The 21362-nt window shown below is 67.6% G+C and carries 18 protein-coding genes; 9 read left to right on the top strand and 9 right to left on the bottom strand.

Annotated elements, in window-relative coordinates:
• Positions 1–4 precede the first annotated feature (4 nt).
• Complete coding sequence (locus tag VOI27_RS20205) at positions 5–907, top strand: hypothetical protein (protein ID WP_323767932.1); 903 nt, start codon at positions 5–7, stop codon at positions 905–907.
• Between the two features lie 349 nt (positions 908–1256).
• On the opposite strand, the gene VOI27_RS20200 is transcribed toward VOI27_RS20205, so the two are convergent.
• Positions 1257–1721: a GatB/YqeY domain-containing protein gene (locus VOI27_RS20200; protein ID WP_323767930.1), complete on the bottom strand. Its 465-nt coding sequence runs from the start codon at positions 1719–1721 to the stop codon at positions 1257–1259.
• A gap of 206 nt (positions 1722–1927) precedes the next feature.
• Here VOI27_RS20200 and carA point away from each other — a divergent pair, with 206 nt between their 5' ends.
• Together carA and VOI27_RS20190 are read left to right on the top strand one after the other, a co-directional pair.
• Positions 1928–3091 carry a glutamine-hydrolyzing carbamoyl-phosphate synthase small subunit gene (gene carA / locus VOI27_RS20195; RefSeq protein ID WP_323767928.1) on the top strand — a complete coding sequence of 388 codons (1164 nt, stop codon included), beginning with the start codon at positions 1928–1930 and terminating at the stop codon, positions 3089–3091.
• 127 nt (positions 3092–3218) lie between these two features.
• On the top strand, positions 3219–5111 hold the full coding sequence (locus tag VOI27_RS20190; RefSeq protein ID WP_323767926.1) for a glycosyltransferase family 2 protein: 1893 nt from the start codon (positions 3219–3221) through the stop codon (positions 5109–5111).
• Here the strand turns inward: VOI27_RS20190 and VOI27_RS20185 are convergent.
• On the bottom strand, positions 5108–5752 hold the full coding sequence (locus VOI27_RS20185) for a GntR family transcriptional regulator (protein ID WP_323767924.1): 645 nt from the start codon (positions 5750–5752) through the stop codon (positions 5108–5110). The genes VOI27_RS20190 and VOI27_RS20185 overlap by 4 nt on opposite strands.
• A 97-nt stretch (positions 5753–5849) precedes the next feature.
• On the opposite strand from VOI27_RS20185, the gene VOI27_RS20180 reads away from it, so the two are divergent.
• Both VOI27_RS20180 and VOI27_RS20175 read left to right on the top strand, forming a co-directional pair.
• The gene (locus tag VOI27_RS20180) at positions 5850–6494 is read left to right on the top strand and encodes a pyrimidine 5'-nucleotidase (protein WP_323767922.1); all 645 of its coding nucleotides are present in this window, start codon (positions 5850–5852) and stop codon (positions 6492–6494) included.
• A 106-nt stretch (positions 6495–6600) separates the two neighbouring features.
• The gene (locus VOI27_RS20175; protein ID WP_323767920.1) at positions 6601–7797 is read left to right on the top strand and encodes a UbiH/UbiF family hydroxylase; all 1197 of its coding nucleotides are present in this window, start codon (positions 6601–6603) and stop codon (positions 7795–7797) included.
• Between the two features lie 84 nt (positions 7798–7881).
• On the opposite strand, the gene ilvC is transcribed toward VOI27_RS20175, so the two are convergent.
• Entirely contained in the window at positions 7882–8904 is a 1023-nt protein-coding gene (gene ilvC / locus VOI27_RS20170; RefSeq protein ID WP_323767918.1) for a ketol-acid reductoisomerase, read from the bottom strand.
• A 137-nt stretch (positions 8905–9041) separates the two neighbouring features.
• Between ilvC and VOI27_RS20165 the strand changes: the two genes are divergently transcribed.
• From VOI27_RS20165 to VOI27_RS20150, 4 genes are all read left to right on the top strand, one after another.
• Positions 9042–9497, top strand: a complete 456-nt coding sequence (locus tag VOI27_RS20165) for an Lrp/AsnC family transcriptional regulator (protein ID WP_323767916.1) — start codon at positions 9042–9044, stop codon at positions 9495–9497.
• Positions 9494–9955, top strand: a complete 462-nt coding sequence (locus VOI27_RS20160) for an Lrp/AsnC family transcriptional regulator (RefSeq protein WP_323767914.1) — start codon at positions 9494–9496, stop codon at positions 9953–9955. The genes VOI27_RS20165 and VOI27_RS20160 overlap by 4 nt, the downstream gene beginning before the upstream one ends.
• Positions 9956–9992: 37 nt before the next feature.
• The gene (locus VOI27_RS20155; protein ID WP_323767912.1) at positions 9993–10865 is read left to right on the top strand and encodes a CHAD domain-containing protein; all 873 of its coding nucleotides are present in this window, start codon (positions 9993–9995) and stop codon (positions 10863–10865) included.
• Between the two features lie 64 nt (positions 10866–10929).
• Positions 10930–12054: an aminotransferase class V-fold PLP-dependent enzyme gene (locus tag VOI27_RS20150; RefSeq protein WP_323767910.1), complete on the top strand. Its 1125-nt coding sequence runs from the start codon at positions 10930–10932 to the stop codon at positions 12052–12054.
• Between the two features lie 118 nt (positions 12055–12172).
• On the opposite strand, the gene glmM is transcribed toward VOI27_RS20150, so the two are convergent.
• The 6 genes from glmM to glyS all read right to left on the bottom strand — a co-directional run bounded on the left by glmM (position 12173) and on the right by glyS (position 21346).
• Positions 12173–13516 carry a phosphoglucosamine mutase gene (gene glmM / locus VOI27_RS20145; protein ID WP_323767908.1) on the bottom strand — a complete coding sequence of 448 codons (1344 nt, stop codon included), beginning with the start codon at positions 13514–13516 and terminating at the stop codon, positions 12173–12175.
• A complete protein-coding gene (gene folP, locus VOI27_RS20140; RefSeq protein WP_323767906.1) occupies positions 13516–14538 on the bottom strand; it encodes a dihydropteroate synthase in 1023 nt (340 codons plus the stop codon). The genes glmM and folP overlap by 1 nt, the downstream gene beginning before the upstream one ends.
• An 18-nt stretch (positions 14539–14556) precedes the next feature.
• Entirely contained in the window at positions 14557–15498 is a 942-nt protein-coding gene (locus VOI27_RS20135) for a dihydroneopterin aldolase (RefSeq protein ID WP_323767904.1), read from the bottom strand.
• Between the two features lie 104 nt (positions 15499–15602).
• Positions 15603–16244 (bottom strand): cell wall hydrolase, encoded by a 642-nt coding sequence (locus VOI27_RS20130; protein ID WP_323767901.1) that lies wholly within the window; start codon positions 16242–16244, stop codon positions 15603–15605.
• 176 nt (positions 16245–16420) lie between these two features.
• Positions 16421–19003 (bottom strand): putative PEP-binding protein, encoded by a 2583-nt coding sequence (locus tag VOI27_RS20125; RefSeq protein WP_323767899.1) that lies wholly within the window; start codon positions 19001–19003, stop codon positions 16421–16423.
• 120 nt (positions 19004–19123) lie between these two features.
• Entirely contained in the window at positions 19124–21346 is a 2223-nt protein-coding gene (gene glyS, locus VOI27_RS20120) for a glycine--tRNA ligase subunit beta (protein ID WP_323767898.1), read from the bottom strand.
• Between the last annotated feature and the right edge of the window lie 16 nt (positions 21347–21362).

The raw sequence follows: 21362 nt of genomic DNA, 5'->3' as shown, positions 1-21362 counted from the left end.
GCGCATGACCCAGACCCCAGCCACCCCGAAACCCGCGCGGTTTCGCCGTCTCGTCACCGCCGCGCGCCTCGGCCCGGAGGCGCTGCTGCAGCGCGACGCAGGCCTGCAGGCCTCCGAACGCGCCGCCCTGGCCCTGCGCCCGCTGACCGCCAACGCCCCACCGCAAAAGGTGGTCTTCCTGATCCCGCTGGTCGGTCGCCACCACGTCGGCAACTGGCCCGCAACCTGCGCCCGCCTCATGGCCACGCTGTCCGGACTGCAACGCCAGAGCGACGGCAACTGGCAGGCGGTGATCTGCGGCCAGGACCGGCCCGACGGTCTGCCGGAGGATCCGCGCATCACCTTCCTGCCCTTCACCACGGAGGTTGCTGGCAACGACAAGTGGCGCAAGCTGGCGCAGCTCTGCGATCACCTCGCAGAGCTCGGCCCGCAGGCCGGCTACGCCATGACCTTCGATGCCGACGACCTGGCCCACCCCGAGCTGGTGGCCGAAATGATGGCGCGCGGGGCTGCCGGCGGCTACCTCGCCCAGACCGGCTACATCCTCGACCACCGCGCCGATACCCTGGCGCTGGCAGCGCCGCGCAGCCTGTCACAGCCGCTGCGCAAACCGTTCTGGAAACTCTGCGGCTCCTGCGCCGCGCTGCGCTTCGATCTCGCCAACGGCCAGCCCGAAGTCGACTTCCTGCGCGAGATGAGCCAGCACGAACACCGCATGTTCCCCTACCTCGCCCGCCTCGCCGGTCGCCCGCTCACCGCGCTGGCGGCGCCGCGGGTGCTCTACCTGCTCAACCATGGCGAAAACTTCGGCGCGCGCCGCGGCCGGGTCAGCTTCAAGACCCGCTTCGTCCAGCGTTTCCGCGTCAGCGACGACAGCGCCATCCGCAAGGAGTTCCACCTGCAGTAAGCATTGCTTCGGAGCCGCCCCTCGCCCGAGGAGGACAGGACAGCCCGCACAGGGAGGTGCAGGCCAAATCGCCGAGGGGCCCCGCTTGCGGGGAGACGGCTATTTTGCTTGCGCCGGACGCGCAGGCTGTCAGGTCCGGAACGGGCGCGGGGCGGCTCAGGAGCATTGCTTTGGTGAGCCCCGAGCCTGAACACCCTCACCTCACCACGCAGCACTCACGTGACAGGGTCGGCCCGCCGCACTGTCCCTTCCCCCGGGTCCGGGGGAAGGCCAGGATGGGGGCCCGGGCGCGCAGCGCGCCGCAGGCGCCCCTTGTCGGACCGTCACAGGCCAGCGCAGACGCGGGCCGTCAGCCCTGCGACAGCCGCGCCTTGACCTGCGGTCCCACCGCGCCGAAATCCATCTGGCCGGTGTAGCGCGCCTTCAGCGCCCCCATCACCTTGCCCATGTCGCGGATCGACGAGGCGCCGACCTCCGCCACTGCCGCATCGATCGCCGCGGCCACTTCCTTGTCGTCCAGCTTGCGCGGCAGGAATTCCTCGATCACCTCGATCTCTGCCAGCTCGCGCTCGGCCAGGTCGAGCCGCCCGCCCTCTTCATAGGTGCGCGCGCTTTCCTGGCGCTGCTTGACCATCTTGCCCAGGATCGCCAGCACATCGGCCTCGCCCAGGGTCTCTTCCTCGCCGCTGCCCCGGAGCGCGATCTCGCGGTCCTTGATCGCGGCACTGATCAGGCGCAGGGTGGACAGCCGCCGGGCGTCCTTGTCCTTCATGGCCTGCTTGAGCGCTGACGTGATCTCTGCGCGTAAACTCATGTCGTCCCATCCCCATGGGTTAATCCCAGCTTGGCACCATACGCCAAGCCTCGATCCGGCGCAATGCCCGGGGCCGAGACTTAAGCTACTGTAAATAAGAGATAATCCAAATAATTAGCGCAAACATCTAGGGCCTTGACCCCATGGCCCCCCGGGCATAGGTTCGCGCAAATTTGCCCCACATTCCGTCACACGGAGTCGCCCAGATGACCGCACGCGCCGATCAGACGCCCACCGCCTGCCTCGCTCTTGCCGATGGCACCGTCTTCTATGGCACAGGATTTGGCGCCACCGGCATCCGCGTCGCCGAACTGTGCTTCAACACCTCGATGACCGGCTATCAGGAGATCATGACCGATCCCTCCTATGCCGGACAGGTGGTGACCTTCACCTTTCCGCATATCGGCAACGTCGGCGTCAATCCCGAGGATGACGAGACCGGCGATCCGGTGGCCGAGGGCATGGTGGTCAAGTGGATGCCGACCGAACCGTCGAACTGGCGCGCGGTGCAGGAGCTTTCGGACTGGCTGTCCGCCCGCGGCCGCATCGCCATCGGCGGCATCGACACCCGCCGCCTGACCCGCGCGATCCGCCAGCAGGGCGCGCCCCATGTGGCGCTGGCGCATGACCCCGAAGGCAATTTCGACATCGAGGCGCTGGTCGCCCAGGCCCGCGCCTTCAAGGGGCTGATGGGCCTCGACCTCGCCAAGGAAGTGACCTGCCCGCAGAGCTACCGCTGGGACGAGATGCGCTGGGCCTGGCCCCAGGGCTATGCCCGCCAGGAGGCGCCCAAGCACAAGGTCGTCGCGGTGGATTACGGCGCCAAACGCAACATCCTGCGCTGCCTTGCCTCGGCCGGCTGCGACGTCACCGTGCTGCCCGCGACGGCGACGGCCGATGAGGTCATGGCGCATAATCCCGACGGCATCTTCCTGTCCAACGGCCCCGGCGACCCGGCGGCCACCGGCGAATATGCCGTGCCGATGATCAAGACGCTGCTGAACGACACCGACCTGCCGATGTTCGGCATCTGCCTCGGCCACCAGATGCTGGCGCTGGCGCTTGGCGGCCGCACCATCAAGATGAACCACGGCCACCATGGCGCCAACCACCCGGTCAAGGACATGGTCTCCGGCAAGGTCGAGATCACCTCGATGAACCACGGCTTTGCCGTCGATGCCGCCACCCTGCCCGAGAGTGTGGTGCAGACCCATGTCTCGCTGTTCGACGGCTCGAACTGCGGCATCGCGCTCAAATCCGATGACCGCAAGGTCTACTCGGTGCAGCACCACCCCGAGGCCAGCCCCGGCCCGCAGGACAGCTTCTATCTGTTCGAACAGTTCGCCGAGGCGATGGCCGCGCGCCGCTGAGACCCACCGGCTTCGAAGAGCATTGGTTAACCGCGCCACGGCGCGGTTAATTCTTTTTTAAGGTATTGTTTACCGGGTATTAATCTAAAATTTGTCATGATTGGCCAGCAGCTACGAGGCCAGGTTCATGAGTCCCCCACAACTGCACTTGCGCGGCCTTCAGACCGCCCGCCTCAGTCGCCATTACCAGCTGCCGCTGGGGCGCATCCTGGTAGACATGGGGGTGATCACGGCCGCCGATTTCCTGCGGGTTCTGGCGATTCACAGCCAGTGCAAGGCCCCGATCGATCAGGTGCTGCTGGCCGAGGGCTTTGCCACGGCCCACGACATCCTGCATGCCCAGGCGGCGCAGCATGCCGCGATCTCGCTGGTGCTGGCCGAGGCGCCGCCGGACCCTGCCTGCGCCCCGGCGCTGGGTCCGCTCACCTGTCTCGAACACGGGGTGATGCCTTGGATGCGGCTGGGCGAGACGCTGGTGCTGGCCACCTGTCACCCGGACCGGTTCGAGGCCCTGCGCGCGCTGCTGCCCGACGATATCGGCCCGGTGGTCATGGGCATTGCCACCGAGGCCGACATTCACGCCGCCATCGCCCAATGCCACGGTCCGCAGCTGTCAGAGCTTGCCGAAACCGGGCTGCCAGAGGAGGACAGCTGCCGCAGCCTGCGCGCCGTCGCCTCGCCTCGCCGCCTCAGGCTGATGGCCCTGGCGGGGCTGCTGGCCGGTCTGGCGGTGCTGGCGCAGCCGGTGGTGTTCTTCGCGCTCGCCGCCGGCTGGGCGGTGCTTACCCTTGCCGCCGTGGTGCTGCTGCGCCTGGCCGCCTTCCTTGCCCGCCTGCGCCCGCACGCGACGCCCGACACCCCGCCCGACCGCGAACGCGCGGCCCCGCCCAAGGTCTCGATCCTGGTGCCGCTGTTCCGCGAAACCTCGATCGCGGCGCGGCTGGTCACCCGGCTGTCGCGGCTGACCTATCCGAAATCCCGGCTCGACGTCGTGCTGCTGCTCGAGGACGAGGACATCCTGACCCGCAAGGCGCTGCTGCGCGCTAAGCTGCCGCCCTGGATGCGCATTCTGGTGGTGCCGCCGGGCGAGCTCACCACCAAGCCGCGGGCGCTGAACTATGGGCTGCGGTTCTGCGACGGCGACATCATCGGCATCTATGACGCCGAGGACAATCCCGCCCCCGACCAGATCGGTCTGGTCGCCGCGCATTTCGAGGAAGCGCCGCCGGAAGTCGCCTGCCTGCAGGGCATCCTCGACTATTACAACCCGCAGTCCAACTGGCTGTCGCGCTGTTTCACCATCGAATACGCCACCTGGTTCCGGATCGTCTTGCCCGGCATGTCGCGCATGGGCTTTCCCATTCCGCTCGGCGGCACCACGCTGTTCTGCCGCCGCAAGGTGCTCGAGGCGGTCGGCGGCTGGGACGCCCATAACGTCACCGAGGACGCCGATCTCGGCATCCGTCTGGCGCGTCGCGGCTTTCGCATCGAGATGATCGACAGCGTGACACTGGAAGAGGCCAATTGCCGCGCCTGGCCGTGGATCCGGCAGCGTTCGCGCTGGCTCAAGGGCTATATGGCCACCTACCTGGTGCATATGCGGCGCCCCGGTGCCCTGCTGCGCGACCTTGGCTGGAAACGCTTCATGGGCTTCCAGGCGCTGTTTCTCGGCGCAATCAGCCAGTTCCTGATGGCGCCGGTGCTGTGGTCGTTCTGGATCGCGGTCTTCGGCCTGCCGCATCCGCTGGTCGACTGGATGGGCCCCGGGCTCGAGGCTTTCGTGCTGTCCTTCTTCGTGCTGGCGGAATGCACCGGGCTGGTGATCGGCGCCACCGCGGTGGCCAGCCCGCAGCACCGCGGTCTGATCCCCTGGGTGCCGACGCTGCTGTTCTATTTCCCGATGGGCTCGATCGCGATCTACAAGGGGCTGGCCGAGCTGCTGCTGAAACCGTTCTACTGGGACAAGACCGACCACGGCCATTCCAACAGCGAGCCGCTGATCGACCACCGGACCTCCTAGCTGTCGTTCTGCGAGTCGAGCTTCAGCCGGGTGACGAAGGCCACCGAGATATGCGATTTCAGCGCCGCATAGGCCGCCGCCTCGTCGCGCGCCTCGATGGCGCGGACGATGGCGTCATGCTCTTCCAGCGCCTTTTCGCCACGCCCCTCGGCGGCCAGCGAGGTGGTCGCCATCAGCGCCATCGACCGGTGCACCAGGTCGAGCTGTTGCACCAGAAACCGGTTGTGCGAGGCCAGGTGGATCTGCTTGTGAAAGCGTCGGTTGGCGCGCGACAGCGCCGCCGGCTTGTCGACCAGCGCATGGTCTTCCTTGACCATGTCGCGCAGCACCCGCACCTCCTCTGCGGTGGCATGGCGCGCCGCCAGCCGCGCCGCCAGCCCCTCGAGCTCGGTGCGCACCACATAAAGCTCGGCCATCTGGTTGTGATCGAGCGAGGCGACGATCAGTGACCGGCCATCGCGCGACAGCAGCGACTGCGTCTCGAGACGCTGCAAGGCCTCGCGGATCGGCGTGCGGCTCATCCCCAGACGGTCCGCCAGATCGCTCTCCACCAGCCGGTCGCCGGGGCGAAAAGTGCCCACGTCAATCGCCTCGAGGATCATCGTGTAGGCATCTTTCTGCGGCGTCGTCTTCTGGCTCACGCGTGTCTCCTTTGTCCCGGCGCGACCTTAGCCAGAGCGGTCATGCGCGGCAATACGGCCATTGCGCACAAAGGCCGCCGGGCGTAGCGTGCCGCGCATGGCAAAAGACCTCTTCTCGCATGTGGCCCATTGGGTCTTCGACCTCGACAACACGCTCTACCCGCCCGAAAGCCGGCTGTTTTCCCAGATCGAACCGCGGATGACCGCCTGGGTGATGCAGACCCTCGGTGTTCCCGAGGCCGAGGCCAACCGCCTGCGGCTGCATTACTGGAAGACCTACGGCACCACGCTGGCTGGGCTGATGCGCGAGCATGACGTCGATCCCGGCCCCTACCTGCACGACGTGCACCAGATCGACTTCTCGGTGCTCACCCCAGACCCCGATCTTGCCGCCCGCATCCGCGCCCTGCCCGGGCGCCGCATCGTCTATACCAACGGCACCTCGCCCTATGCCGAGGAAGTGCTGGCGGCGCGCGGGCTCTCGGGCCTGTTCGACGCGATCTACGGCGTCGAGCACGCGGGCTTCCTGCCCAAGCCCGAGCGCGCCGCCTTCGAGGCGATCTTTGCACGCGACGGCACCGATCCGGCCCGCGCCGCGATGTTCGAGGACGACCCCCGCAACCTCGCCGCGCCGCATGCCATGGGGATGCGCACCGTGCATGTGGCGCCCGAGCAGCTGCTCGCCGATCACATCCACCACCACACCAACGACCTGGGCCGCTTCCTCTCCACCCTCACGTAGGGTGGGGGTGCACCCCACCGCCCGCCACCAAATCCGCCCCGCGTTCCTTTGCCGCCATGGCCCCCGCCGGCCCGCGCGCTATAACCACGGCCAAAGGAGTCGCCCCATGGACCACGACATTCTCATCGCCGGCGGCGGCATCGCCGGGCTGACCGCCGCCGCGGCCTTTGGTGCCGCCGGGTTCGACGTGCTCTGCGTCGATCCGGCCCCGCCGGTCGCCAGCCGCGAGGCCCCGGGCGCCGATCTGCGCAGCACCGCCTTCCTGCAACCGGCGCAGGCCTTTCTCGCCGAGGCCGGTCTTTGGGAGCGTCTCGCCCGCCATGCCACGCCGCTGCAGACGATGCGGATCATCGATGCCGGCGGGCCCGCGCCAGACGCCCGCCTGAGCCGCGATTTCGAGGCCAGCGACCTCTCGCCCGACCTGCCCTTCGGCTGGAACCTGCCCAACTGGCTCCTGCGCCGCGAAATGGCCGCACGGCTGCAGGAGATGGACAGCGTCACCTTCCGCACCGGGGTTTCGGTCGAACGGCTCTTTACCCGCACCGACGAGGCCCGCGTCTCCCTGTCTGACGGCCGCACCCTCCGCTGCCGTCTGTTGATTGCCGCCGACGGCCGCGACAGCGCGCTGCGACAGGCGGCGGGTATCGATGTCAGCTGCACCCGGTTCGGCCAGAAGGCGCTGGCCTTTGCCGTCACCCACCCGATCCCGCATGGCAATGTCTCGACCGAGATCCACCGCACCGGCGGCCCCTTTACCCTGGTGCCGCTGCCCGATCACGAAGGCCGGCCCTCCTCGGCCGTGGTCTGGATGGAGCACGGCGCCCGCGCGGCCGCGCTGCACGCGCTCGACGTGCCGGAGTTCGAGGCGGCGATGACCGAGCGTTCGGCGCATCAGTTCGGACCGCTGACCCTGGCCTCGCGTCGCGCGATCTGGCCGATCATTGCCCAGCACGCGCGGGCGCTGTCGTCGGAGCGGCTGGCACTGGTGGCCGAGGCGGCACATGTTGTGCCGCCCATCGGAGCGCAGGGGCTGAACATGTCGCTGACCGATCTGAAGGTGCTGCGCGATCTCGCGAGGGCCGCGCCCGAACGTCTGGGCGACGCGGACATGCTCGCGCGCTACCACCGCGCCCGGATCACCGACATCCGCGCCCGGATCGGCGGGATCACCGCGCTCAACCGCGTCTCGATGCTGCAGGCGCCGGCGCTGCGCGACCTGCGCGCCGCCGGTCTCGCCGCGCTGCACGGCGCCGCGCCGCTGCGCCGGGCGCTGATGCAGTTGGGGTTGGGCCAGACCCGCTAGGGCGCTGGCCCGGAAAAAGGGAGCGCCCGACCGTCTTGCGACGACCGGGCGCGGGGAGCATGATCAAACGCCGTCAGGCGAAGATCAATTCTTTTCCTTGTCGACCATCTTGCCGGCGGAAATCCACGGCATCATGCCGCGCAGCTTCTCGCCGACCTGTTCGATCTGGTGCTCGTCGTTGAGGCGACGGGTGCCCTTGAAGAACGGCTGACCGGCCTGGTTTTCCTGCATGAAGTCGCGCACGAAGGCACCGGTCTGGATGTCGCGCAGAACCGCTTTCATCCGGGCCTTGGTCTCGTCGTAGGGCAGGATGCGCGGGCCGGAGACATACTCGCCGTACTCGGCAGTGTTCGAGATCGAGTAGTTCATGTTGGCGATGCCGCCTTCGTAGATCAGGTCGACGATCAGCTTCACCTCGTGCAGGCACTCGAAATAGGCCATTTCCGGTGCATACCCGGCCTCGACCAGGGTCTCGAAGCCCATGCGGATCAGCTCGACCAGACCACCGCAGAGCACGGCCTGCTCGCCGAAGAGGTCGGTTTCGCATTCTTCGCGGAAGTTGGTCTCGATGATGCCCGAGCGGCCGCCGCCGATGGCCGAGCAGTAGCTCAGACCGATTTCCAGGGCCTTGCCGGTCGCGTCCTGATGGACGGCCACGAGGCAGGGCACGCCGCCGCCCTTGGTGTATTCGCCGCGCACGGTGTGGCCCGGACCTTTCGGCGCCATCATGATCACGTCGACGCCTTCGGGCGCCTCGATCAGACCGAAGTGCACGTTCAGACCGTGGGCAAAGGCAATCGCCGAGCCGGGCTTGAGGTTGTCGCGGACATATTTCTTGTAGGTCTCGGCCTGAAGCTCGTCGGGCATGGTGAACATGATCACGTCGCACCAGGCCGCGGCCTCGGCGATGCCCATGACCTGCAGGCCTTCACCTTCGGCTTTCTTGGCCGAGGACGAGCCTTCGCGCAGTGCGACGACGATGTTCTTGGCGCCCGAGTCGCGCAGGTTCAGCGCGTGCGCGTGGCCCTGGCTGCCATAGCCCAGGATGGCGACTTTCTTGTCCTTGATCAGGTTCACATCGCAATCGCGATCGTAGTAGACGCGCATGTCGGTCTTCCTTCTTGGTGGTATGCGTTTGACCGGCAACCTACGCCAGCCCTCCCGTGAATGCGCGTTCATAACTGCGATGTTTCCTGCATTTCGCGATTTAACTATTCGTCAATCTCGCGTATTCGATGGAAATCATGCTCGACGACACCGACAGACGCATTCTGCGACAGATGCAGGCCGACCCCGATGCGGCGCTGTCCGACCTGGCGCAACGCGCCGACCTGACGCCGGCCACCCTGTCGCGCCGGATCGAGAGGATGCGCGAGGCCGGCATCGTCAAGGGCAAGCGGGCCGAGATCCACTGGCCGAGCCTCGGCTACGCGGTCGAGGTCTCGCTCCGGCTGACGCTGGACAAGACGCAATCGCGCGCTTTCGAGGATTTCCTCGCCGCCGCCCGGGAGGTGCCGGAGGTGATCGAGATACAGACCTTCCTCGGCCAGGTCGACGTGCGTCTGGCGGTGATTGCCCGCGACATTCCGCATTACCAGCAGATCTACCGCGAACGGCTGCTGACCCTGCCCCATATCGCCGACGTCGAGGCGCTGATGCATGTCGCCCGGATCAAGGATGACGAGGCGCTGCCGGTATGAGCCTGGAGATCGACGACACCGACCGCGCCATCCTGCGCGCGCTCACCCGCGACGCCAGCCTTTCGGCCGGACAATTGGGCCGCCGGCTCGGGTTGTCGCAGCCCGCCACCTGGCGGCGGATCAAGCGGCTGCGCGACGGCGGCGTGATCTCCGGCACCCGGCTGGTGCTCGACCGCGAGAAGCTGGGCTTCGGCGTCACCGTCTTTCTCGGCATCAAGCTGGCCACCAAGGGCCGGATCAGCCTCGAGGATTTCGAACGCGCGGTTACAGCCATCCCCGAGGTGCAGACCGTCGAGCATATTCTCGGGCTCTACGATTACCGGCTGCGCATCGTCGCCCGCGACCTCAGCGATTTCGAGCGGGTGCTGCGGCGGCGGATCATGACCCTGCCCGGCGCCGGACAGGTCGAGGCCAACGTGCTGCTGTCGGAAGAGCGCCTGCCCGGGCCGCTGGGCTGAGCTTGCCGCCCCCTGCCGCCGGCCTAGTTTCCGCGCCATGGGATACAAGTTCAAATCCTCTGACGCCGATGTCACCGAGGCGGTCCGCCGCATCGCCCGCGAACAGCTCGGCCGTGCGCTCGACGCGCTCGATGGCAGCGAGGACAAGGCCGAGGCGGTGCATGACGCCCGCAAGCGCTGCAAGAAGCTGCGCGGGCTGATCCGCCTGGTGCGGCCGCAGTTCGAGGACTACAAGGCCGAGAACCGCGCCCTGCGCGATGCCGCCCGACGGCTCGCCGACCTGCGCGAGAGCGGCGCCGCACTGGAGATCCTGGCGCAGCTGGAAAAGGCCTATCCCGAGCGCCTCTCGGGCCCCAATGCCGCCACCCTGCGCGCCACGCTCGAGGCCCGCCGCACCGAGACCCATCTCGACGATTTCGAGGCCCGCCGCGCCGCCTTTCGCGCCGATCTGCTGGCGGTGCGCCGGCGCGCGAAAAGCTGGGAGGTGGAGAAATCCGGCTTCGGCGCGCTCAAGGGTGGTCTGAAAAAGACCTACAAGCGCGCCCGCAAGACCTGGGCCACCGCGCTAGAGACCCGCGACCCCAAGGACCTGCACCAGTGGCGCAAGCGGGTGAAATACCACTGGTATCACGCCCGGCTGCTGAAACCGCTGGCCTCGGAAACCCGCATCGCGCAGCTCGACCAGCTCTCGGACCTGCTTGGCGATCACCAGGACCTGGCTGATCTGCAGGCGATGATCGCGGCCGGAGACCTGCCGCCCGCCGCCGCGCAGGCGCTGGTCTCGCCCCTGGCGATTGAGATGAACCGGCTGCAGAACCGCGCCTTCGCCCTGGCCCCCAAGGTGCTGGGCGCCAAGCCGAAGAAGCTGGTGAAGCGCTACCGCAAGGGCTGGAAAGACTGGCGCGACTGAGCCGAGATTGCCTTTTGCGACTGAGCGGGCTAGCCCTGAAGGACAGCAACAAGGGAGGCCCCGCATGGCCCTGCGCGACGATATCGATCCCCAAGGTCTCGACGAATTCTCGGTGGTCTTCACCGACCGCTCGCTCAACCACATGTCGGCCACCTTCCAGCAGGTGATGCGCGACATCAACGAGACGCTGAAACAGGTCTACGGCGCGCAGGCGGTGGTGATCGTGCCGGGCGGCGGCACCTTCGGCATGGAGGCGGTGGCGCGGCAGTTCGCCCAGGACGCAAAATGCCTGGTGGTGCGCAACGGCTGGTTCTCCTTCCGCTGGAGCCAGATCTTCGAGATGGGCGGTTTCACCGGCAGCGAGACGGTGATGAAGGCACGCCGCACCGGCAATGACCCGAAAAGCCCCTTTGCCCCCGCCCCGATCGAGGAGGTCACCGCCCGCATCCGCGAGGAAAAGCCCGACCTGGTGATCGCGCCGCATGTCGAGACCTCGTCGGGCATCATCCTGCCCGACGACTACCTGACCGCGCTGACCGCGGCGGCGCATGAGGTTGGCGCGCTGATGGTGCTCGACTGCATCGCCTCGGGCTGCATCTGGGTCGATATGGCCGCCACCGACGTCGACGTGCTGATCTCGGCACCGCAGAAAGGCTGGTCGTCCACCCCCTGCGCCGGACTGGTGATGCTGTCCGACCGCGCGCTGGCGCGGATGGAAGAGACCAGCTCGAACAGCTTTGCCGCCGACCTGAAGAAATGGCACCAGATCATGCAGGCCTACGAGGCCGGCGGCCATGCCTATCACGCCACCCTGCCCACCGACGGGCTGCGGATGTTCCGCGACACCATGCTCGAGAGCCGCGACCACGGTTTCGACCAGCTGAAAGCGGCGCAATGGGACCTCGGCACCAAGGTGCGCGCGCTCTTGGCCGCCCGGGGCATCGCCTCGGTCGCGGCCGAGGGCTTCGAGGCGCCGGGGGTGGTGGTGAGCTATACCGACAACCCCGAGGTGCAATCTGGCCGCGCCTTTGCGGCGGAGGGCACCCAGATCGCGGCCGGGGTGCCGCTGCAATGCGACGAGGGCGCAGGTTTCTCGACCTTCCGGCTGGGGCTCTTCGGGCTCGACAAGCTGCATGACGTCGATGCCACCGTGGCGCGGCTGGACGGGGTGCTGGCGAAGGTGGTCTGAGGCCGGCGACTGTCGGATTGGGCCGAGGACGGGATCTTGGGGGCTCTGCCCCCTTGCCCCCCGGAGTTTAGCGGGCAAGATGAAGCAGGAGCGGCACGCGAGCCGCTCCTGTTGCGTGTCAGACCACGTCCTGCACGGCTTCGACGACCCGGTCGACCACGGCCTCGAGCATCACCTTGTCCTCGCATTCGGCCATCACGCGGATCAGCGGCTCGGTGCCGGATTTGCGGATCAGCAGACGGCCCTTGCCGTTCAGCTCGGTCTCGGCCGAGGCGATTGCGGCCTTGACGCCATCGGTCTCCAGCGGCAGCTGGCCGGCGCCGAAGCGCACGTTCTTGAGCATCTGCGGCACCGGTTCGAAATTGCGCGCCAACTCGCTGGCACGGCGGCCGGTCCGGGTCATGGCCGCGAGGAACTGCAGGCCGGCCATCAGCCCGTCGCCGGTGGTGGCGTAATCGGTCATCACGATATGGCCCGACTGCTCGCCGCCGAGGTTCCAGCCGCCGGCGCGCATCGCCTCGACCACGTAGCGATCACCGACACCGGTGCGTTCCAGCCGCAGGCCCTTGCCCTGAAGGAACCGCTCCAGCCCGAGGTTCGACATCACCGTGGCCACCAGCGTGCCGCCGCGCAGCCGCTCTTCCGCCGCCCACTGCGCCGCCATCAGCGCCATGATCTGATCGCCGTCGGCGACCTCGCCCTTTTCGTCGATGATGATCACCCGGTCGGCATCACCATCGAGGCAGATGCCCACATCGGCGCCCTCGGCCACCACCCGCGCGGCGGCGGACTGCGGCTTGGTCGAACCGCAGTCGCGGTTGATGTTGAACCCGTCGGGTTCGTCGCCGATGGCGATCACGTCGGCGCCCAGCTCCCACAGCACCTCCGGCGCGGCACGATAGGCCGCGCCGTTGGCGCAGTCGATCACCACCTTCATGCCGTCAAGCCGCATGTTGGTGGGAAAGGTGCTCTTGACCCGCTCCTGATAGCGGAAGCGGCCATCGTCGATCCGCTTGGCCTTGCCGATATTCTGCGCCTGCGCCGGCTCGACGCCGGTCTCGACCAGCCGCTCGATCTCGGCCTCGACCTCGTCCGAGAGCTTGAAGCCGTCGGGTCCGAAGAACTTGATGCCATTGTCCTCGGCCGGGTTGTGCGACGCCGAGATCATGATGCCCACATCGGCGCGCATCGAAGGCGTCAGCAGCCCCACCGCCGGCGTCGGCACCGGGCCCAGCAGCAGCACGCTCATGCCGGTCGAGGTCAGCCCGGCGGTCAGCGCGGTTTCGAACATATAGCCCGAGCGGCGCGTGTCCTTGCCGATCACCACCCGGTGCACGCCACCGTTCTCGCGGCGGAAATAGCGCCCGGCGGCCTCGCCGATCCGAAGCGCCATTTCGGCGGTCATCGGCGCGGTATTTGCCCGTCCGCGCACCCCGTCGGTGCCGAAAAGCTTGCGTGACATCAGTAATTTCCTTCTTCAATGGCCAGCCAGAGCCGCAGCGCCTGCCTGGTTTCAACAACGTCGTGTATCCTGAGGATCTGCACCCCCTGCGCCACCCCGGCCAGCGCCACCGCCACCGAGCCCGGCATCCGGTCGGCCGCCGGCGGCGCCCGGCCGACATCGCGGATCAGACCCTTGCGCGAGGCGCCGAGCAGCAGCGGTACGCCGAGACCGTGAAACAGGCTCAGACCGCGCAGCAGCGCCAGATTATGCGCCGTGGTCTTGCCAAAGCCGATGCCCGGATCGGCGACGATCCGCGAGCGCGCGATACCGGCGGCCTCGGCCTGGGCGATCTGGCCAGCGAGAAAATCATAGACCTCGAGCAGCACGTCATCATAGCGCGGATCGTCCTGCATGTCCTGCGGCGTGCCCTGGCTGTGCATGATGCAGACCGGCAGCGCGGCCTCGGCGCAGAAAGCCGCAAGGCCTGGGTCGAAGGTGAGGCCAGAGACATCGTTGACCAGATGCGCCCCGGCTTCAGCCGCCGCCTCGGCCACCGCGCGTTTGCGGGTATCGATCGAGATCGGCAGGGTCACCGCCTTCGAGAGCGCCGCGATCACCGGGGCCGTCCGCGCGATCTCGGTGCCGTCTGGCACGTCGGTGGCCCCCGGCCGGGTGCTTTCGCCGCCAATGTCGAGGATGTCGGCCCCGGCCTCTGCCATCGCACGGCCATGCGCCAGGGCGCGGTCAAACCCGTCGTGCTGGCCGCCGTCGGAAAAGCTGTCGGGGGTGACGTTGAGGATGCCCATCAGCCGCACCCGGTCCATCGCCAGCCCGGCGATCTCGGCGCGCGGGGCGCTCAGACGGTGCAGAAGATCGGCGGGGATCTCCGAGGCCGGGCAGATGCCTCCGCTGCCACTGCGGCTCAGCCGCTCGGCCTGAGTGAACCAGCCAGCTCCACCGGCCAGCGGCACGGCGCCCTCGGGCCGGGCCGGGCCACGCTGCACCAGCGGTCGGAAATAGGTCTCAGGAGACTGCGTCATAGGGTGTCCATGCGGCAATCATTCGTCGCTTGCAAGCGTGCCTTGCGTGACCGGCACCGCGCGGGCCGCAAGCCCGGGGGCGTCCGGCAGCTCTTCGCCGATCACCAGCAGGTCGCGCGCCGCCAGGTCCTGCGCCAGCCAAGCCGCAAGCGCCACGCTGTCGCGCGGCTGGCTCTTGGGTCCTTCGACCGCGTCGAGCACGATCTTGGAGGGCGCCCAGAGGCTGACCTGGTCGTGTTTCATTCCCCAGTCGAGCTCGGTGCGGGTGCCCACCACCACGCAGCGCGGATCGCGCGCCGCCAGCACCCAGCCGTTCTGCTCGATCGCCAGAAGGTCGATCCGGCGCTGCGCCAGCGGGTGATCGGCCTGCGGCCGCGGCCCGTCCGGCAGCCCCACGCAAAGCACCACTGGCGCCGCCTGCCCCGTCAGCCAGTCGAGCCAGTCAGAGAGATGCGGCGCGGCGATGGCGGCGTTGGACAGATAGACCACCCGGGGATGCGGCCGGTCCTCGGCGCGCGGCGCGGCCTGGGCGGGATCAAGGTCGTCACGGCTGCGCACGATCTCGACGCCAAGCGCGCCGGGGCCGCGGTCGAGCTTTTCGATTCGCACGAAGACCCGCATCGCCTGCGGCGCAAGCAGGATGCGCTCGGCCACCCGTTCAGCCAGGGTTTCCAAAAGGTTGAGACGTTCCTCGCCAAGCTCGTGGGCGATTGCCTCGGTGACACGGTCATAGCTGAGGATGCGGTCGACATCGTCGTCGATCCGGTCGCCGGCGCGCGCAACCTCGACCACGACGTTGAAACAGACCCGCTGGGTCTGGCCGCGCTCGGACTGGAAGGCGCCGATCTCGACCTCGACGATATGATCGCGCAGCGAGATGCGGTCGCGCGGCGCCCCCCCGTCGGTGGCGGCGGCGCGTTCCGAGGGATGGGCGAATGCGAGATGGATGTCCTGGCTCATCTGAAAGGTCCGGCTTTGGGTCTGCCGCCCGTGTCTAGCAGCAATCCTGCCGCGCCGGCAGACCCAAAACCGGCATATCGCCGGGGCGGACCGAAGCCCTGCCCTCAGTTCTGCGACAGCCGCGTATCTTCGCGATAGAACTTGTGCACGCCGATGGTCGTGGTGTGGGCAAAGACCCGCGACCAGTTCGGGCGCACCGCGGTGGTGTGGTAATAGGTCGCCCCGTCGGTGAGCTTGACGGGCAGCCCGCTCAGCATCGCCTTGGCGATCTTGGCCACCCGGGCATAGGCGCCGGGTTCGCTGACCTTCTCGGCATGGCCGTCGCAGGTATAGCTGAACTGGCAGGCGTATTTGCGGCCGGTACCCTGGTTGATCACACCGCAGACCGTATCGGGGAACTTATTGCTCTCGACGCGGTTGAGAATGACCTCGGCGACGGCAACCTGGCCCTTGATGCTTTCGCCGCGCGCCTCGAAGTAAAGGGCCTCGGCGAGACAGGTGAATTGTTCGCCACCCTTGCCGTTGGGCAGGCTGCGCAGCCATGCCTCATCAAAGCTGCCGGTGCCGGTGGGTGCCGGCTGGCTGGCGCCAAGCGCCCATTTCAGGGTGCCCTTCGGCACCGACTTCAGGCCCTTCCGCTCGAGTTGGATCAGGCTTCCGACCTCGTTCGGACGCAATTCGGCCTTGGCCTCCTGGCCCGGAAAGCCCAGAACCACGGCCGCGATAGCAGCAAAAATCAGACGCATTCATTCCCTCACACGCGAAAGCCCGAGAGGGTCCCGGGCTGCTTGCAACTCGGGTTGTATACTGAAGAAGTGAATTTTCTTCTAGCGGCAGGCTGACGCAGGGCAGAAATCCGCCGCAGCGCCGCATCACCGGGGTGTGGTACCACCATATCAGCCAGGTGTTATTTGACCATAGCCTATATCTTGCCGCCCAACGCAAGCTGCGCTGCAGCAAGCCTTGCGACCGGAACCCGGAAGGGCGAGCAGGAGACATAGGTGAATCCGATGTCGCGACAGATGGCAATCGATTCGGGGTTGCCGCCATGCTCGCCGCAGATCGACAGCACGATGTCGGGCCGCGCGCGGCGGCCGCGCTCGGCGCCGATCCGCAACAGCTCTGCCACGCCGTCGGGGTCGAGCACATGGAACGGATCCTCGGCAAAGACCCCCTGCTTGACGTAATCTGACATGAACCGCCCGGCATCGTCGCGCGACAGCCCGTAGGTCATCTGAGTCAGGTCGTTGGTGCCGAAGCTGAGAAAATCGGTATGGCCGGCGATCTCCTCGGCACGCAGCGCGGCGCGCGGCGTCTCGACCATCACGCCGAGCCGGTAGTCGAAATCGCGGCCGGTCTCGTTGCGCACCGCGGCGGCCACCGCGTCGACCCGGGTCTTGACGATCTCGACCTCGCGCCGGGCCGAGACCAGCGGGATCATGATCTCAGGCACCACCGGTGCGCCCTCGCGGCTGGCGGCCAGCGTCGCCTCGAAGATGGCGCGCGCCTGCATGTCGTAGATCTCCGGCAGCGTGATCCCCAGACGCACCCCGCGCATGCCCAGCATCGGGTTGTATTCGCTCAGCGATTCCACCCGGCGCTCGACATCCGAAACCGGCAGGTCGAGCGCCTCGGCCAGCGCCCGCATGCCGGGCTTGTCGGAGGGCAGGAACTCGTGCAGCGGCGGGTCGAACAGCCGGATGCAGACCGGCAGCCCCTGCATGATGCGAAACAGTTCGATGAAATCGGCGCGCTGCATCGGCAAAAGCAGCTCGAGCGCGGCGCGGCGGTCCTCCGAGGACTTGGCAAAGATCATCTCGCGCATGACGATCATCCGGTCGGTCTCAAAGAACATGTGCTCGGTGCGGCAAAGCCCGATGCCGTCGGCCTTGAAGTTGCGCGCGGTCTGCGCGTCCATCGGCGTGTCGGCATTGGCGCGGATGTCGATGTCGCGCACCGCGTCGGCCCAGTCCATCAGGGTCTGGAAACTCTCGTCCAGCGCCGCCTCGAGCATCGGCGGGCTGCCGGCCAATACCTCGCCGGTGGCGCCGTCGATGGTGATCACGTCGCCCTCGGTCAGGACCCGGCCATCGATCGCCACCAGACGCTTCTTGCGGATATGGAAGGCCAGGCTGGCAGCACCGACGATACAGGGGATGCCCATGCCGCGGCCGATCACCGCCGCATGGCTGGTCATGCCGCCGCGTTCGGTCAGCACGCCGACCGCCGCCTGCATCCCGCGGATGTCCTCTGGCGAGGTCTCGCGCCGGACCAGGATGCAGGGCTCGTCGCGCGCGGCGCTGGCCTGGGCGGCTGTGGCGGTAAAGACGATCCGCCCGGTGGCCGCGCCGGGGCTGGCGGCGACGCCGTGACCGAGGATGTCGCGCGGCGCGTCGGTGTCGATCTGGCGGTGCAGGAGCTCGCTCAGGGCCCGCGGTTCGACCCGCATCAAGGCCTCTTCGCGCGGGATGATCTTGTCATTCGCCAGCGCCACCGCGATCCGCACCGCCGCCCGGTTCGACCGCCCCACCCGCACCCCGTCGAGCACATGCACGCGGCCGCCCTGGATGGTGAACTCGATCTGCATCTCGGCGCGCAGCTTGCGCCGCATCCGCTCGGCAATGCCGACGATCTCGTTGAAGGCCTCTGGCGCCACTTCCTCGAGCGACGGACCACGGTCGTCCTTGGCGAGAAACAGCGCCTCGGCCGCGCCTGACAACGCCTCGCGGCCCTGGCTCTGGCTCAGGTAGCGACCGGTGATCTGACGCAGGCCGGTCTGGCTGTTGACCAGCTGCAACACGCCCGAGCCGGTTTCGCCATCGCGCGCCTCGGGGTGGCCGATCCCCAGCGCCATCTGCTGCACCACGAGGCCGAGCCCGGCATCCGCCGGCGCGCCCTTGGCCTGTCGCAGGAGCCGCGCCGTCGTGCCCTCCCACGCGCGCGCCATCGAGCGCAGCACCTGGCTCAACTGCACGCCCGGGTCCTGCGGAAACGGCTCCTCGGCCTCGTCCTCATAGGCGCGCAATGCCTCCGACAGCGCCTGCGGCCCGTCAGAGGTGATCTCTTCAAACACATCCGGGTCGAGCCGCGCCACGTGCAGGGCGTAGGCCTCGACGAAACGCGCATAGAGCGCCGAGGCCGCGTGACGGCCCAGCGTGTCGCACATCTCGACGTAGCGGGCGTCGTTCATGCCGATGTTGAGGATCGCCCCCGGCCCGCCCCAGTCCGGATCCTGGCTCGACGGACGCACGCAGAGCAGCGCGTCTTCGGGAAAGGCCGCGAGGATCTGCGCCATGTCGGGCATGTGACCGCTGGCGATGCCATGCACGGTGTCAAACGACAGCGCCACGGTGAGCGGTACCGGCATCTCGAGCCGCACCAGCCGCTGCAGGCATTTCGCGCGCCCGCCGTGGGTCTGCGCCTTCATCTGAGCGGTCGGCGTGATCGGCGTGATATCGGGATTGTCCTGAAGCAAGCGCGGTTCCTTTGCGTTGCAGCGCAGCATAAGCGCCCGAACGCACCACACAAGCTTTAAACGCCGCCCGCGAACCCGCCGCAGGGCGGGCCGTTGCCTGCCGTTGCGGCACCGGCCGGGCCGAGCGGCGCCACCGGAACGCGCGAGCGCCTAGCCTTCGATCCGGGTCAGGTCGGCGACCGAAAGGCAGGCGGTGCGAATGCTCGACAAAAGGTTCAACCGGTTGCGCCGCAGCACCTCGTTCTCGGCATTGACCTGCACCGCCTCGAAGAACCCGTCGACCGCGCCGCGCAGGCCGGCCAGCGCCCGCATCGCCGCCTCGAAGTCCTGCCGCTCCAGCGCCGCCTTGATCTCTGGCTCGGCAGCATCGAGCGCGGAAAACAGCGCCTTTTCCTCGGCGTCCTCAGCAAACTTCACGTCGCCGCCAAAGCTGTACTCGACCCCGTCCTTCTCTTCGGCCTGGGTCAGGATGTTGTTGGCACGCTTGAAGCCCTGCAGCAGGTTGCCGCCGTCCTCGGTGCCGAGGAAGCCCTGCAGCGCCTGCGCCCGCTTGACCAGAAGCGCGAGGTCGTCGTTGCCCGGCATGGCGATGCAGGCGTCGATCACGTCGTGGCGGATGCCCTGATCGCGCAGGAAGACCTTGAGACGGTCGTGGAAGAAGGAGAGGAGGTCGCTCTCCATTGCAACCAATCGACCAATAAACTCGCTCGCTATGTTCTGTCTCTGCTCACTGGTTCTGATCTTCAGTTTATCAATTTCGTCGAGCGCCTGACCGGTAATCTGCTCAACTTGCTTTTGATCAGAAGTAGCTTTCTGTAGCTGATCTCCAATTAAATCATCTAACTTCATTTCGCCAGACTTGTGGAGAACCGGCAGCAGCGGAATTTCGAGCTCGTTGCTCAGGATCAAACGGATCACCCCCAGAGCCGCCCTACGCAGCGCAAAGGGATCCTTCGACCCCGTCGGCTTCTCGTCGATCGCCCAGAACCCGGTCAGCGTGTCGAGCTTGTCAGCCAGCGCCACGGCGACCGAGACCGGCTCCGACGGCACATCGTCAGACGGCCCGAGCGGCGAATAGTGATCGCGGCAAGCGTCGGCCACCGCCGGCGACAGCCCGGCCTCGAGCGCGTAGTAGCGCCCCATGATCCCCTGCAGCTCGGGGAACTCGTAGACCATCTCGGACGACAGGTCGGCCTTGGCCACTTTCGCCGCCTGCTCGGCCGCGTCTGCATCGGCGCCCACCACCGGCGCGATCTCGCGCGCCAAGGCCGCGATGCGGGCGATGCGCTCGGCCTGAGAGCCCAGCTTGTTGTGGAAGGTCACGTCCTTCAGCGGTGCCGCCATGCCCTCGAGACCGGCATCCGCAACGGCGCGCAAGTCGTTCTCCCAAAAGAACTTTGCGTCAGACAACCGGGCCGAGAGCACCTTCTGGTTGCCGGCCAGGATGGTCGCGCCGGTGTCGGCGGTCTCGCGGTTGGCGACGGTGACGAATTTCTCGATCCGGCCGGTCTTGGGGTTCTTCACCGAGAAAAACTTCTGGTGCTCCTTCATCGAGGTCTGCAGCACCTCCGGCGGCAGCCCGAGGAAATCGGCGCCGATCTCGCCCATCAGCACCACCGGCCATTCCACCAGTCCGGCCACCTCGGCCAGCAGCCCGCGATCCTCGACCACCTCGAGCCCTTGCGAAAACGCCATGTTGGTGGCGTCCTGCCAAATGTGTTCGGCCCGCTCACCGGCGTCCAGCACCACATGCGCGCGCTTGAGCTTTGCCGCGTAATCCTCGAAGGACACGACGGAAAACGCGTCCGGCGCCATGAACCTGTGGCCGCGGGTGGTGTCACCGGCGCGGATGCCGTCGATCTCGAAGGGCACCACCTCGGCGCCGCCTTCATCGCTCAGCAGGCAGATCACCGAATGCAACGGCCGCACCCAGCGCAGGCTGCCCGCGCCCCAGCGCATCGACTTGGGCCATGGGAAGTTGCGGATCACGTCCTCCAGCACCTCGGCCACGATCTCACCCGCCGGCCGGCCCGGCTTGGTGATGGTGGCGAAATAGACCGCGCCCTTCGGGGTCTCGCGCTCTTCCAGCGCATCGCGGCTGACGCCAGCCCCGCGCAGGAAGCCCTCGATCGCCTTGTCAGGTGCGCCCACCTTGGGGCCCTTGCGCTCTTCGCGCACGGTGGGGCTTTCGGCCAGCAGCCCCTCGACGGTCAGCGCCAGCCGGCGTGGCGTGGAAAAGGCGGCGGCCGAGGCATAGGTCAGCCCGGCCTCGACCAGCCCGCCGGTCATCCGCGCCTTGAGATCGTCGCAGGCGCGGGCCTGCATCCGCGCGGGAATTTCTTCGGAAAAGAGTTCGATAAGCAGGTCGGGCATGGGGTCACCGGGGGTT

This window comes from Marinovum sp., from assembly GCF_034669705.1.
Taxonomy (GTDB): Bacteria; Pseudomonadota; Alphaproteobacteria; order Rhodobacterales; family Rhodobacteraceae; genus Marinovum.
Note: the sequence above shows the minus strand (reverse complement) of the source record. Positions and strands in the feature narration are given on the sequence as shown.

Bases quoted from the DNA above. Each gene is read 5' to 3' on its own strand.
- folP (WP_323767906.1), bottom strand. From the start codon at position 14,538: ATGACGCAGTCTCCTGAGACCTATTTCCGACCGCTGGTGCAGCGTGGC.
- VOI27_RS20135 (WP_323767904.1), bottom strand. From the start codon at position 15,498: ATGAGCCAGGACATCCATCTCGCATTCGCCCATCCCTCGGAACGCGCC.
- VOI27_RS20180 (WP_323767922.1), top strand. From the start codon at position 5,850: ATGGCAAAAGACCTCTTCTCGCATGTGGCCCATTGGGTCTTCGACCTC.
- VOI27_RS20200 (WP_323767930.1), bottom strand. From the start codon at position 1,721: ATGAGTTTACGCGCAGAGATCACGTCAGCGCTCAAGCAGGCCATGAAG.
- VOI27_RS20175 (WP_323767920.1), top strand. From the start codon at position 6,601: ATGGACCACGACATTCTCATCGCCGGCGGCGGCATCGCCGGGCTGACC.
- VOI27_RS20205 (WP_323767932.1), top strand. From the start codon at position 5: ATGACCCAGACCCCAGCCACCCCGAAACCCGCGCGGTTTCGCCGTCTC.
- VOI27_RS20190 (WP_323767926.1), top strand. From the start codon at position 3,219: ATGAGTCCCCCACAACTGCACTTGCGCGGCCTTCAGACCGCCCGCCTC.
- glyS (WP_323767898.1), bottom strand. From the start codon at position 21,346: ATGCCCGACCTGCTTATCGAACTCTTTTCCGAAGAAATTCCCGCGCGG.
- glmM (WP_323767908.1), bottom strand. From the start codon at position 13,516: ATGTCACGCAAGCTTTTCGGCACCGACGGGGTGCGCGGACGGGCAAAT.
- carA (WP_323767928.1), top strand. From the start codon at position 1,928: ATGACCGCACGCGCCGATCAGACGCCCACCGCCTGCCTCGCTCTTGCC.
- ilvC (WP_323767918.1), bottom strand. From the start codon at position 8,904: ATGCGCGTCTACTACGATCGCGATTGCGATGTGAACCTGATCAAGGAC.
- VOI27_RS20150 (WP_323767910.1), top strand. From the start codon at position 10,930: ATGGCCCTGCGCGACGATATCGATCCCCAAGGTCTCGACGAATTCTCG.
- VOI27_RS20155 (WP_323767912.1), top strand. From the start codon at position 9,993: ATGGGATACAAGTTCAAATCCTCTGACGCCGATGTCACCGAGGCGGTC.
- VOI27_RS20125 (WP_323767899.1), bottom strand. From the start codon at position 19,003: ATGCTGCGCTGCAACGCAAAGGAACCGCGCTTGCTTCAGGACAATCCC.
- VOI27_RS20160 (WP_323767914.1), top strand. From the start codon at position 9,494: ATGAGCCTGGAGATCGACGACACCGACCGCGCCATCCTGCGCGCGCTC.
- VOI27_RS20165 (WP_323767916.1), top strand. From the start codon at position 9,042: ATGCTCGACGACACCGACAGACGCATTCTGCGACAGATGCAGGCCGAC.
- VOI27_RS20130 (WP_323767901.1), bottom strand. From the start codon at position 16,244: ATGCGTCTGATTTTTGCTGCTATCGCGGCCGTGGTTCTGGGCTTTCCG.